At 72.5% G+C, this 12,576-nt stretch carries 13 protein-coding genes; 9 read left to right on the forward strand and 4 right to left on the reverse strand.

Translation table 11 applies throughout. The features are described from left to right. Window positions 1-158: 158 nt before the first annotated feature. Window positions 159-3,341 carry an isoleucine--tRNA ligase gene (ileS, locus tag ACYQ0U_RS16375; RefSeq protein WP_459974809.1) on the forward strand — a complete coding sequence of 1,061 codons (3,183 nt, stop codon included), beginning with the start codon at window positions 159-161 and terminating at the stop codon, window positions 3,339-3,341. 30 nt (window positions 3,342-3,371) lie between these two features. Continuing rightward, window positions 3,372-4,277: a hypothetical protein gene (locus tag ACYQ0U_RS16380; RefSeq protein ID WP_459974811.1), complete on the forward strand. Its 906-nt coding sequence runs from the start codon at window positions 3,372-3,374 to the stop codon at window positions 4,275-4,277. 12 nt (window positions 4,278-4,289) lie between these two features. On the opposite strand, the gene ACYQ0U_RS16385 is transcribed toward ACYQ0U_RS16380, so the two are convergent. Beyond that, window positions 4,290-4,805: an LLM class flavin-dependent oxidoreductase gene (locus ACYQ0U_RS16385; RefSeq protein WP_459974813.1), complete on the reverse strand. Its 516-nt coding sequence runs from the start codon at window positions 4,803-4,805 to the stop codon at window positions 4,290-4,292. A gap of 240 nt (window positions 4,806-5,045) precedes the next feature. Here ACYQ0U_RS16385 and dapE point away from each other — a divergent pair, with 240 nt between their 5' ends. The 5 genes from dapE to ACYQ0U_RS16410 are packed head-to-tail and all read left to right on the forward strand — an operon-like array spanning window position 5,046 to window position 8,333. Further along, window positions 5,046-6,113 carry a succinyl-diaminopimelate desuccinylase gene (dapE, locus tag ACYQ0U_RS16390; RefSeq protein ID WP_459974815.1) on the forward strand — a complete coding sequence of 356 codons (1,068 nt, stop codon included), beginning with the start codon at window positions 5,046-5,048 and terminating at the stop codon, window positions 6,111-6,113. Further along, window positions 6,101-6,841 carry an LOG family protein gene (locus ACYQ0U_RS16395; RefSeq protein ID WP_459974817.1) on the forward strand — a complete coding sequence of 247 codons (741 nt, stop codon included), beginning with the start codon at window positions 6,101-6,103 and terminating at the stop codon, window positions 6,839-6,841. The genes dapE and ACYQ0U_RS16395 overlap by 13 nt, the downstream gene beginning before the upstream one ends. Next, a complete protein-coding gene (locus ACYQ0U_RS16400; protein WP_459974932.1) occupies window positions 6,841-7,131 on the forward strand; it encodes a DivIVA domain-containing protein in 291 nt (96 codons plus the stop codon). Before ACYQ0U_RS16395 ends, ACYQ0U_RS16400 begins: the two co-directional genes overlap by 1 nt. Window positions 7,132-7,147: 16 nt before the next feature. Continuing rightward, a complete protein-coding gene (locus tag ACYQ0U_RS16405; protein ID WP_459974818.1) occupies window positions 7,148-7,555 on the forward strand; it encodes a hypothetical protein in 408 nt (135 codons plus the stop codon). 19 nt (window positions 7,556-7,574) lie between these two features. Beyond that, window positions 7,575-8,333 carry a M14 family zinc carboxypeptidase gene (locus ACYQ0U_RS16410; RefSeq protein ID WP_459974820.1) on the forward strand — a complete coding sequence of 253 codons (759 nt, stop codon included), beginning with the start codon at window positions 7,575-7,577 and terminating at the stop codon, window positions 8,331-8,333. Window positions 8,334-8,414: 81 nt separating this feature from the next. Here ACYQ0U_RS16410 and ACYQ0U_RS16415 read toward each other — a convergent pair whose 3' ends face one another. Then, window positions 8,415-9,209: an enoyl-CoA hydratase/isomerase family protein gene (locus ACYQ0U_RS16415; RefSeq protein WP_459974822.1), complete on the reverse strand. Its 795-nt coding sequence runs from the start codon at window positions 9,207-9,209 to the stop codon at window positions 8,415-8,417. A 13-nt stretch (window positions 9,210-9,222) separates the two neighbouring features. Next, a complete protein-coding gene (locus tag ACYQ0U_RS16420; protein ID WP_459974824.1) occupies window positions 9,223-9,999 on the reverse strand; it encodes a PaaX family transcriptional regulator in 777 nt (258 codons plus the stop codon). A 161-nt stretch (window positions 10,000-10,160) separates the two neighbouring features. Between ACYQ0U_RS16420 and ACYQ0U_RS16425 the strand changes: the two genes are divergently transcribed. Together ACYQ0U_RS16425 and ACYQ0U_RS16430 are read left to right on the forward strand one after the other, a co-directional pair. After that, entirely contained in the window at window positions 10,161-10,328 is a 168-nt protein-coding gene (locus ACYQ0U_RS16425) for a DUF3117 domain-containing protein (protein ID WP_082574674.1), read from the forward strand. 17 nt (window positions 10,329-10,345) lie between these two features. Then, complete coding sequence (locus ACYQ0U_RS16430) at window positions 10,346-11,893, forward strand: leucyl aminopeptidase family protein (protein ID WP_459974827.1); 1,548 nt, start codon at window positions 10,346-10,348, stop codon at window positions 11,891-11,893. Window positions 11,894-11,896: 3 nt separating this feature from the next. Here ACYQ0U_RS16430 and ACYQ0U_RS16435 read toward each other — a convergent pair whose 3' ends face one another. After that, window positions 11,897-12,538 carry an O-methyltransferase gene (locus tag ACYQ0U_RS16435; protein ID WP_459974829.1) on the reverse strand — a complete coding sequence of 214 codons (642 nt, stop codon included), beginning with the start codon at window positions 12,536-12,538 and terminating at the stop codon, window positions 11,897-11,899. Window positions 12,539-12,576: the final 38 nt, after the last annotated feature.

Below are 12,576 nucleotides of genomic sequence, written 5' to 3' on the forward strand. Positions count from 1 at the left end.
CATCAGCGGCGAGCCTCCGGAAGAAAGCCCTCGGGTGAGTAGAACCGGACGGGTAGGCCCGTCACAGCCGTGAACGAGGGGCCGCTCCCGGGCGGCAAGTGAGGTGGTACCGCGGCACACGTCGTCCTCACGTGACGACGACGCACAGGAGACCACCGATGACCTACCCGAAGAACGACTCCGGCAGCGTGCCCTCGAGCCCGCGCTTCCCGGAGATCGAGGAGCGCATCCTCGCGTTCTGGGAGCAGGACGGGACCTTCCAGGCCAGCGTCGACCAGCGCGACCCGGGCGAGAACGGCGCCAACGAGTTCGTCTTCTACGACGGCCCGCCGTTCGCCAACGGCCTCCCGCACTACGGCCACCTGCTCACCGGGTACGTCAAGGACCTGATCCCGCGCTACCAGACCATGCGCGGCAAGCGGGTCGAGCGCCGCTTCGGCTGGGACACCCACGGCCTCCCGGCCGAGCTGGAGGCGATGCGGCTCAACGGCATCAAGACGACCGACGAGATCCTCGAGCTCGGCATCGAGAAGTTCAACGAGGCCTGCCGGGCGTCGGTGATGAAGTACACCGGCGAGTGGCGCGAGTACGTCACCCGCCAGGCGCGCTGGGTCGACTTCGAGAACGACTACCGCACGATGAACGCCGACTACATGGAGTCGGTGATCTGGGCCTTCAAGCAGCTCCACGACAAGGGGCTGATCTACGAGGGCTTCCGGGTGCTGCCCTACTGCTGGAACGACGAGACCCCGCTCTCCAACCACGAGCTGCGGATGGACGACGACGTCTACCAGAACCGCCAGGACCCGGCGGTGACGGTCGGCTACGACGTCACGACCGAGGGCCCGTTCCAGGGCGTGAAGCTGCTCGTCTGGACGACGACCCCGTGGACGCTGCCCAGCAACCTCGCGGTGATGGTCGGCGAGGACATCGACTACGTCGTGGTCGACGTCGAGGGCACGCGCTACCTGCTCGCGGAGGCGCGCCTGGCGTCGTACGCCCGCGAGCTGGGGGAGAGCCCCGAGGTGGCGTGGCGCGGGCCGGGCAAGGACCTGGTCGGCCTGGTCTACACCCCGCCGTTCTCCTACTACCTGGGCCACGAGAACGCCTTCCGCGTCGTGGCTGCCGAGTTCGTGACGACCACGGACGGCACGGGCCTCGTGCACACCGCCGGCGCCTTCGGTGAGGACGACAAGGTCGTCACCGACCGCGAGGGCATCGAGGCCGTGATGCCGGTCGGCAAGGACGGGAGGTTCACGTTCCCGGTCGTCGACTACGAGGGCATGCAGGTCTTCGACGCCAACCCCCACATCATCGACGACCTCAAGGCGACCACGAACGGCGAGCAGAGCGGCTCGGTCACCCCCGGCACCGTCCTGCTGCGCCGCGAGACCTACGACCACAGCTACCCGCACTGCTGGCGCTGCCGCGAGCCCCTGATCTACAAGGGCGTCTCGTCGTGGTTCGTCGAGGTGACCGCCTTCAAGCAGCGGATGCTCGAGCTCAACCAGCAGATCAACTGGGTGCCCGACCACATCCGCGACGGCCAGTTCGGCCGCTGGCTCGAGAACGCGCGCGACTGGTCGATCACCCGCAACCGGTTCTGGGGCAGCCCGGTGCCGGTGTGGAAGAGCGACGACCCGACGTACCCGCGGCTGGACGTCTACGGCTCCTTCGAGGAGCTCGAGCGCGACTTCGGGCGGCTGCCGCGCGACAAGGACGGCAACCCCGACCTGCACCGCCCCTACGTCGACGACCTGGTGCGCCCGAACCCCGACGACCCGACCGGGAAGTCGATGATGCGGCGCGTCTCCGACGTGCTCGACGTGTGGTTCGACTCGGGCTCGATGAGCTTCGCCCAGGTCCACGTGCCGTTCGAGAACGCCGACTGGTTCGAGCACCACTTCCCGGCCGACTTCATCGTGGAGTACATCGGCCAGACCCGCGGCTGGTTCTACACGCTGCACATCCTGGCCACCGGCATCTTCGACAAGCCGGCGTTCGAGAACTGCATCAGCCACGGCATCGTGCTCGGCTCCGACGGCAACAAGATGTCGAAGTCGCTGCGCAACTACCCCGACGTGCGCGAGGTGTTCGACCGCGACGGCGCGGACGCGATGCGCTGGTTCCTCATGTCCTCGCCGATCCTGCGCGGCGGCAACCTGATCGTCACCGAGCAGGGCATCCGCGACTCGGTCCGGCAGGTGCTGATCCCGCTCTGGAACAGCTGGTACTTCTTCCAGCTCTACGCCAACGCGGCCAAGAGCGGGCAGGGGTACGACGCCAAGGTCCGGACCGACTCCGACGACCCGCTCGACCGGTACCTCCTCGCCAAGGCGGGCGAGTTCGTCGGCGGCATGACCGAGTCGCTCGACGGCTACCACGTCGCGGACGCGTGTGAGCAGACGCTCGACTTCCTCGGGATCCTCACGAACTGGTACATCCGGCGCTCCCGCGACCGCTTCTGGGCGGAGGACGCGGCGGCGTTCGACACGCTGTACACGGTGCTCGAGGCCACCATGCGGGCGGTGGCCCCGCTGCTGCCGCTGGTGACCGAGGAGATCTGGCAGGGCCTCACCGGCGGCCGCTCGGTCCACCTGGCCGACTACCCGCGTGAGCAGGAGCTGCCGCTGGACCAGGCGCTCGTGCGCCGGATGGACAAGGTGCGCGAGGTCTGCTCGGCGACCTCCTCGCTGCGCAAGGCCCGGCAGCTGCGCAACCGGCTGCCGCTCGCCCGGCTGACGGTGGTGGGCACCGACCTCGGCGGGTTCGAGGACCTGGTCGCCGACGAGGTGAACGTCAAGGAGGTGCGGCTGCTGGCCGCGGACTCGCCGGAGGCGGCGGCGTACGGCGTCTCGCAGCGTCTCACCGTGAACGCGCGTGCCGCGGGTCCCCGCCTGGGGCGCGAGGTGCAGAAGGCGATCGCCGCCGCGAAGGCGGGCGACTGGGAGGTCCGCCCCGACGGCGCGGTCGTCTCGGGCGGGCTGCTGCTGGAGGAGGGGGAGTACGCCCTCGAGACCGTGGCCGGGGCCGCCGACGACGCGACGGCCGTCGGCATGCTGCGCGGTGGCGGCTTCGTCGTCCTCGACACCGAGGTCACACCGGAGCTGGCCGCGGAGGGCCTGGCCCGCGACCTGGTGCGCCAGGTCCAGCAGGCGCGCCGCGACGCCGGCCTCGACGTGTCCGACCGGATCGCGCTGACCGTCGCCGGCTCGGCGGACGTGGTGGCCGCGGCGACCGCGCACCGGGACCTGATCACCGCCGAGACCCTGGCGACGTCCTTCGACGTCACCGAGGGTGCCGACGGAGATCCGGTCGTCACCGTCACCAAGGAGGTTTGAGGTCCTCCTCCGCGCTGCATGATCCGCGGCATGGAACGTGCTCGGGCGATCTGGGGAGTGGGGGCTGCCTGCCTGGCGCTCCTCGTGACGGCGACCGCGTGCGGTGACGAGGAGGGCGGGGCCGGGTCCGGCTCGTCCGGCGGCTGGAGCGTGGCCGGCAGCGTCGCGCAGCTCCCGGCGCTCGAGGACGGCCCGCTCTGGATCACGACCGCGGACCTCGACGCCGTCGCCGAGGCCAACGGCCTGGAGACGCCCGACGGCGTCGACGACGCCACCCCCGACTGGCTGGCGACGATGACCGGCCGGGACGATGCCGCGGCGGTCGTGGTGCCGCCGAACTTCGCCCGGGCGTCCACGCCGGACGGGCTCGTCGAGTCGACCGGCTTCTGGTGGGGCGCGGCCGACTCGTTCGCGTCGGTCGCGGTGCCCTCGGAGGAGCTCAGCGTGTTCGAGGGCGAGGACCTGGGCGAGCCGGAGGCGACCGACCCGCTCCAGGTCGCGACCACCGACGACGGCGCGGTCGCGGTCTCGGTGTCGGACGCCCTGCTCCAGGACTGGGTCGACGGGGGCGCCACGACCCTCGACGGTGACGAGCAGGTGACCACCGTGGCGGGGGCGCTGGACGAGGCCGGGGCGATCTCCGCCGTGATCGTCGGCGTCCCCGACCCGCCACTGATGGTCGGCATCGGCTGGGTCGGCGAGGACGACGGGGTCGCGCTCGTGGCGGTCGTCTACGGCTTCGGCTCCGAGGAGGAGGCGAGCAGCGCGGAGGCCGGGCTCGCGGACGGGTTCTCCGAGCTCGGCGACCTCCTGCAGGTCGACGAGGTGGCGGCGAGCGGGAGCACGGTGACCGTGACGGTCCGGGTCGCCCCGGGCCGGGCGAGCGCTCCGTACGAGCTGCTGGTCGTCCAGCGCGACCTCCCGATGCCGCGGTGAGCCCCTCGGCGATCAGGCGGTGAGGCCGAGCCGTCCGGCGAGGCGGTCGAGCGAGCCGAGGACCTCGTCGGGGGTCTTGTCCGGCACGCCCCAGATCAGCTCGGTGGCGCCCTGCTCGGCCCAGACCGTCAGGTCCTCGGGGCTCGGCCTGGAGGCGATGAGGATCCGGATCTCGGGAGCGCCCTCGCGCCCGGCGTCGGCCCACGCCTTGGTGAGCGCCTCGATGTGGCCGGAGACGTCCTGCTGGGTCGGGGTGGTCATCCACCCGTCGGCGTTCGCCACGATCCACGCGAAGGTCCGGGGCCCGCCGCCGGCGCCGATGATCAGCGGGATGTGCGCGGCCGGCTTCGGGTAGGCCCAGGACGGCCCGAACGACACGAACTCCCCGTCGTAGGACGCCTCCTCCTGCGTCCACAGCGCGCGCATCGCCTCGACGTACTCCTTGAGCACCGTCCGCCGCCTCGTCGCCGGGACGTGGTGGTCCGCGAGCTCGTCGGTGTCCCACCCGAAGCCCGCGCCGATCTCCACCCGTGCGCAGGTAGCGGTCGTCGGGCAGCGACGCGTCGCCGGTGCCGGGGTGCGCCGCGGTCCGCCGCACCGGGATGTGGGTGTGCTCGGGCACGTAGAACGTGGCGAAGCCCCGCTCCTCGGCGGCCGTGCCCAGCGCGGCGGGGGTGATCCCGCGGTCCGAGGTGAACAGGACGAGGCCGGGGCGCATGCACCGATGCTAGAACACGTTCTATTCAGCGGAACTGCTTGGATGAGGGCATGGACGTGGACCTCGACCTGGACCTCACCGTCGACGCGGTCACGCTCACCGAGCAGCTGGTGAACATCGAGTCCGTCAGCCGCCACGAGCAGGCCATCGCGGACGCGGTCGAGACCGCGCTGTCGGCGTACCCCCACCTGACGGTGAGCCGGCACGGCCACACCGTCGTGGCGCGGACCGACCTGGGCCGCGCCGAGCGGGTGGTGATCGCCGGGCACCTCGACACGGTGCCGGTCAACGACAACCTCCCGGCGCGGCGCGAGGGCGCGATCCTGCACGGCCTCGGCACCTGCGACATGAAGGGCGGCGACGCGGTCATCCTGCGCCTCGCCGCGACGCTGCCCGAGCCCAACCGCGACGTCACCTACATCCTCTACGAGGCCGAGGAGATCGACGCGGAGTACAACGGCCTCCGCCTCCTGGCGCAGAGCGACCCGGAGCTGATGGCCGCCGACTTCGCGATCCTCATGGAGCCGTCGAACGCCGTCGTCGAGGCCGGCTGCCAGGGCACGCTGCGGGCCGAGGTCCGGACGACGGGGGAGCGGGCGCACTCCGCGCGCAGTTGGCGCGGCGTGAACGCGATCCACGGCGCCGCCGAGGTGCTGCGCCGGCTCAACGAGTACGACGCCCGGAGGCCCGTGATCGACGGGCTGGAGTACCACGAGGGACTCAACGCGGTGTTCATCCGCGGTGGGGTGGCCGGCAACGTGCTGCCCGACGAGTGCGTGGTCGAGGTGAACTTCCGGTTCGCCCCGGACCGGTCGGAGGCGCAGGCGGAGGCGTTCGTCCGCGAGTTCTTCGACGGGTTCGACGTGACCCTCACCGACTCGGCCCCGGGCGCGCTGCCGGGCCTGGACGTGCCCGCGGCGAAGGCGTTCGTCGAGGCCGTCGGCGGGGAGGTCAACCCCAAGTTCGGATGGACCGACGTCGCCCGCTTCACCGGGCTCGGCGTCCCGGCCGTCAACTTCGGTCCGGGCGATCCGATGCTCGCCCACAAGCAGGAGGAGCACGTGCCCGTGGAGCACATCGAGCGGTGCGAGCAGCAGCTCGTGCGGTGGCTCTCGTGAGGGCGAAGTTCAAGGGCCCGGTCGTCCAGCGGCGCGGCCAGGTCGACGCCGGCACGACCGACCAGCGGCTGCTCGACTCCCGCGGCCCGTCGGACTGGGTCCACACCGATCCGTGGCGCGTGCTGAGGATGCAGGCCGAGCTGGTCGAGGGCTTCGGCGCGCTGGCCGAGCTCGGCCCCGCGGTCGCCGTCTTCGGCTCCGCCCGGCTGGGCCCCGAGCACCCGTCGTACGCCGCCGCGGAGGCCGTCGGCCGCCGGCTCGCCGAGGTGGGCTTCACGGTGATCACCGGCGGAGGGCCGGGGGCGATGGAGGCCGCGAACAAGGGCGCCAGCGAGGCCGGTGGCGTCAGCGTCGGCCTCGGCATCGAGCTGCCGTGGGAGTCCGGCCTCAACGACTGGGTCGACGTCGGCGTGCACTTCCGCTACTTCTTCGCCCGCAAGACCATGTTCGTGAAGTACTCCCAGGGCTTCATCGTCCTGCCCGGCGGGCTCGGCACCCTCGACGAGCTCTTCGAGGCCGCCACCCTGGCGCAGACGGGCAAGATCACCAGCTTCCCGATCGTGCTGCTCGGGTCGGCGTACTGGTCCGGGCTGGTCGGCTGGCTGACCGAGACCGCGCTCGCGGAGGGCACGATCAGCCAGGGCGACGTCGACCGGCTCGTCGTCACCGACGACGTCGAGGAGGCCGTGGCGCTCATGGTGGCGGCGCGGGAGGTGGACCCGTCGTGATGTGGTTCTTCGCGATCCTGATCGTGCTGGCCCTCGGCGGCGTCGCGGTGGTGGCCGCCGGCCGCGGCGCTCCGCTCGCCGAGGTGTACGACGACCGCCCCGACGCCCAGGTGCCCGCGGAGGGCCGCCTCCGGCCGTCGGACCTGCGGCAGGTGCGCTTCTCGCTGGCCTTCCGGGGCTACCGGATGTCGGAGGTCGACGCGCTGCTGGACCGGCTCGCCACCCAGCTCGAGGAGGACCCCGGGAAGCGGCCCGCGGACGAGCATCGTAGCGACGACCAGTCCGGGTAGGGCACACTCCCTGTCCATGCCGACCGAGGCCATCGTCTACGTCCTGACCGCGCTCGCCGCGGTCGTGATCGTCCTGACCCGCCTCCGGCTGGGACGCGGCGACCGCGGGGCCGGCCGGCTCCAGACCGGCCAGGGCTTCGTCAACGTCCACACGATCGCCGGCGTGCTCGCGCTCGGCACGTGGGTCGTGTTCCTCGTGGTCGGCAACGAGGTGCTCGGCATCGTCTCCCTCGCGTTCTGGTGGGTCGTGGCGGTCGCCGGCCTGGCCATCCTCGTGCGCTGGCTGCCCAGCCGCGGCAAGCACGCCTCGGAGGGTCAGGAGGACAGCTGGTCGGAGGGGCCCGGCCTGTCCGTCCTCGCCCACGTCGGCATGCTCGTCGGCGTGGGTGTGTTCACCTGGGCCTACCTCACCTCCGCGGTCTGACCGTCTAGGGTCGGTGGCCATGCGCCTCGGGACCCTGCTGACCACCCTGTTCACCGGCACCGCCCTCGCGGCGGGACTGCTCACCTCCGTGCCGGCCCCGGCCGAGGCCCACCGCCCACCGGCGGAGCGCCCGGCCGTCATCGAGAAGCGGATCATCGGCCGCACCGTGGCGGGCCGGCCGATCCCGGCGTACCACCTGGGACAGCGCGGCTACCCCAAGGTCGTGCTGATCTCGACCATGCACGGCGACGAGGGCCACACCCGCCAGATCCTGCGCACCCTGCGCGACGGCAAGCCGATCCGCCGGCTCAACCTGTGGGTGGTGCCGGTCTACAACCCCGACGGCCTGGCTCGCGGCACCCGCAAGAACGCCCGCGGCGTGGACCTCAACCGCAACTACCCCTACCGCTGGGCCGACCTCGACGGCGACTACGAGTCCGGCCCGCGGGCGGGCTCCGAGCCGGAGACCCGGGCGATGATGGGCTTCCTGCGCGACGTGAAGCCGCGCTGGATCATCAGCTTCCACCAGCCGCTCTACGGCGTCGACACCGACACCAAGAGCCCGAAGTTCTCCCGGCGGGTGGCCCGCCACCTCGACCTGCCGCGCAAGTCGTTCACCTGCGGCGGCGTCTGCCACGGCACGATGACCGGCTGGTACAACGCGAACTTCAAGGGCGTCGCCATCACGGTCGAGTACGGCTCCCGGCCGTCCAAGCGGCTGATGACGAAGACGGCGCCCCGGCAGGTCCTGGGCATTTGGGACGCCGTCCGTCGGTAGGGCTTCGGTGGGATAGTCCCTGACGAACCGGGGGTCCGCCCGGCGTGTCGACCCCCACTTCGTCAGGGACTATCCCACCGGTCAGCGCCCCTCGAAGACCGGCTTCTCCTTCGCCACGAACGCCGCGACCGCGGCCCGGTGGTCGGCGGTGGCGCCGGTCTTCTGCATCATCCGGCTCTCGAGGGCCACGGACTCCTCGAGGGTGTGGCCGGCGGCGTACGCCACCGACTGGCGGATCGCGCCGAGCGCGACCGTCGGCCCGGCGGCGAGGCGGGCGGCGACCGCGGCGACCTCGTCGGCGAGCAGGTCGGCCGGGACGACCTTGGTGGCCAGACCGAGCTCGAGGGCCTCGGCGGCGGTGATCGTGCTCGGGAAGTAGAGGAGCTCCAGGGCCTTGGCCGGGCCGACCAGCCGCTGGAGGGTGTAGCTGGAGCCGGTGTCGCAGGAGAGCGCGACGTTCGCGAAGGCCAGGTTGAAGCCCGCGGTGTCGGCGACGATCCGCAGGTCGCAGGCGAAGGCCAGGCTGGCGCCGGCGCCGGCCGCGACGCCGTTGACGGCCGCGATCACCGGCTTGGCCATGCCGGCCAGCGCGGTGACGGTCGGGTTGTAGTGCTTGTCGACGGTCGTGAACAGCACGTCGCTGCCACCGTTGTTGAGCAGCTCGATGTGCTCCTTGAGGTCCTGCCCGCTGCAGAAGGCCTTGCCGCTGCCGGTGAGCACCACGCACCGCACGGCCGGGTCCTCCGCGACCTGCTGCACCGTCTCGAGCAGCAGCTCCTTGGTCGCGACGTTGAGGCTGTTGTAGGCCTCCGGGCGGTTCAGGGTGATGCTGCCGACGCCGTCGGCGACGTCCAGCAGGACAGGGGAGTCGCTCATGCGACGAATACTGTCAGGCGCCCAGGCAGGACGCGACGAAGCGGTCGGCGCCGGGCTTGAGCCGGGTGGCTTCGGTCGCGAACAGGGCGGCCGCCTCGCGGCCCCGCCAGTCCTCCGGCAGCAGCGCGTCGGGCAGCCCTGGGTCGGCGAAGAGGAACTTCCGCCACTCGTGGACGAGGTGGAAGCGCGCCGCGAACGCCGCCTCGTCCTGGTCGGCGTGGGCCGCGAGGTGCCGGCCGGTCAGCTCCTCCGCCCCGTCCATCCAGCGGTCGTACGACGCCCGCAGCGCGTCGAGGTCCCAGGCGTCGAGCGGGTCGGGGTCGAACCGGTCGGCGCGGGCGGTCCGGGCGGTGGCGCCCGCCCGCTCCAGGATCGAGCCGAGCTCGGCCCGCGGGTAGGGGCTCACCCAGACGTGGTCGGCGAGCTCGGCGTAGCCGACGAAGGCGAGGTCGGCGCGTAGCCGGGTGCGACCGGACCGGTCCGGCGGCGGGTCGACGAACGCGAGGTGCCAGTCGCCGTCCCACTCCGGCAGCCCGCGGCGGTAGACCCGGTTCAAGGTCTCGTCGAGGCGACGGTTGGCGCGCTCGGTCGTCCGGTAGCCCCGGCCGCCCTCGAGCTGCACCGGCTCCAGCCAGCCCTGCATCACCATCCGCGAGATCGCGGTCCGGACGGCGGGGGCCGCGATGCCGACCGGGTCGAGCAGCCGCACGACGGCGGCGACCGGCGCCTCGCTGCCGCGCGGGCGCAGGTGGTCGCCGTACACGTCGAACAACGCGGAGCGCGCCTGCATGGAGGGAGTCTGCCAGCCCCGTTTCGCCGGCCGTTCGTCCACCGTCTTCCACACCTGTGCTCCGTGTCACCGCGCGATAGGGGATACTGGTCCTCGCGTATGGCGCACAGGGGTCGCTCGGTGGTCCCTCTGGCCCTGACAGAGCAAAGGAAGGAACGCGGATGGCGGCGATGAAGCCGCGGACAGGCGACGGTCCGCTGGAGGTCACCAAGGAGGGGCGCGGCATCGTGATGCGCGTCCCGCTCGAGGGTGGTGGCCGCCTTGTTGTCGAGCTCAACGCCGAGGAGGCCGGCGCACTCGGGGATGCCCTCAAGGACGTCGTCGGCTGACCTGACTGGTTGACGACGTGCCCGAGACCCCTCACCTGACCCTCCCGCCGCAGGTCTCGCCACCGGGGTTCGCGCTGAGCGCTGCCCTGCCGCACGCCGTCCTCGGTGCCGAGGTCGCGGCGATCCCGGTGCTGCCCGGCGAGGCCGACGGCGACCCGGTCGTCCTCGGCCCGGGCGGCGAGGAGCTGTCCGACGTCCTGGGGATCGACCTGCTGGCCGTCCTCGAGCTCGACCGGGCCACGGGCCGCGCCGGCGACGTCACCTCGGTGCCGGTGCCGTTCGGAGCTCCGGACGACGCCGAGCCCCGGCTCGTGCTGCTCGTCGGCGTCGGGGACCAGCGCCCCGACGACCTCCGGCGGGCGGGCGCGGCCCTGGCCCGGGCGACCCGCGACCGCGCGTCGGTCGCGACGTCGGTCCCGGCGGTCGCGGGCGACGAGGGCCTCGAGGCGTTCGTGGTCGGCGCGATGCTCGGCTCGTTCGGCTTCCACTGGCGCTCGGCCGCCCCGGAGCACCGGCCGGTCGGCCGGGTCGTGCTCGCCGACCTGCCTGACTCGCTCACGCCGCTCCTCGAGCGGGCCGTGGCGATCGGCGGCGCCGGCTGGCGCTCCCGCCTGCTGGCGACGGTCCCGTCCAACCTGAAGAACCCCGCCTGGCTGGCCGCCCAGGCCGAGCAGATCGCGGCGGAGGCCGGGCTGGACGTCACCGTCCGCGACGAGGCCTGGCTCGCCGAGCACGGCTTCGGCGGCCTGGTCGGCGTCGGGCAGGCCTCGGTCTCGCCGCCCCGGCTGATCCGCCTCGACTACACGCCGCGCAAGGCCGGCCGGAAGACCCCGACCGTGGCGCTGGTCGGCAAGGGCATCACCTTCGACACCGGCGGCCTCTCGCTCAAGCCGGGCGAGGCGATGGTCAACATGAAGCGCGACATGACCGGCGGCGCCGTCGTGATGTCGACGATGGCCGCGCTGGCGGCGGTCGGCTGCCCGGTGCGGGTCGTCGGCCTGGTCGCCGCGGCCGAGAACGCCGTCGGCGGCAACGCGCTGCGCCCCGGTGACGTCATCCGGCACTACGGAGGACGCACCACCGAGGTCACCAACACCGACGCCGAGGGTCGGCTCGTCCTCGCCGACGCCCTCACCTACGCCGTGCGCGACATCAAGCCCGACGTCGTCGTCGACGTCGCCACCCTGACCGGTGCGATGAAGGTCGCGCTCGGCCCGCAGATCGCCGGCTTCTTCGCCAACCGCGACGCCCTGGCCGACACGCTGCGGTCCGCGTCGGTCGCCGCCGGGGAGCCGCTGTGGCGCTTCCCGCTCGCCGACGCCTACGAGAGCAAGCTCCACTCCCACGTCGCCGACGCGGACAACGCCCCGGGTGGGCCCGGGGCGATCGCCGCGGCGCTCTTCCTCCAGCACTTCGTGGGCGACGTGCCCTGGGCGCACCTCGACATCGCCTCCGCCGGTGACACCGCCGAGGAGTCCTTCGAGTGGACGAAGGGCCCGAGCGGCTTCGGCGCCCGCGCGCTCCTGCACTGGCTGGGCTCCGCGGAGCCGCTGGCCGGTCTGTGACGGCTACTCCGCCTCGGGCGACCAGACCTTCTTGGCGGCGAGCAGCCCGTCGCCGACGGGCAGCAGCACCGGCACCAGGTCCTCGCGCTCGCTGATCGTGCGACCGAGGTCGCGGATCGCGACGGTGTCCTCGTCGCGCTGCGACGGGTCGGCGACCCGGTCGTGCCAGAGGGCGTTGTCGAAGGCCACGACCCCGCCGGGGCGCAGCAGCCGCATCGCCTCGGCGAGATAGGCGCCGTACTCGGTCTTGTCGCCGTCGCAGAACACCAGGTCGTAGTGGCCGTCGGTCAGCCGGGGGAGCACGTCGAGCGCCGCGCCGGAGATCGTGCGCACCCGCTGGCTGGCGATGCCGGCCTCGGTGAACGACTCGCGTGCGAGCCGCTGATGCTCGGCCTCGATGTCGACGGTGGTGAGGACGCCGTCGGGGCGCATGCCGCGCAGCATCCAGAGGCCCGAGACGCCGGTGCCGGTGCCGATCTCGACGACCGCCCGGGCGTCGAGGACCGCGGCGAGGAACCGCAGCACGCTGCCACCCCCGGAGCCGATCGGCACGACGCCGACCTCTTCCGCTCGGGCCCGTGCGGCGGCGAGGACGTCGTCCTCGGCGACATAGGTCTCGGCGTAGGACCAGCTCGCGGGCTTCACGCGGCCAACGTATCGCGAGGAGGCCGCCCGATGAGGGA

This window comes from Nocardioides pyridinolyticus, assembly GCF_054653575.1.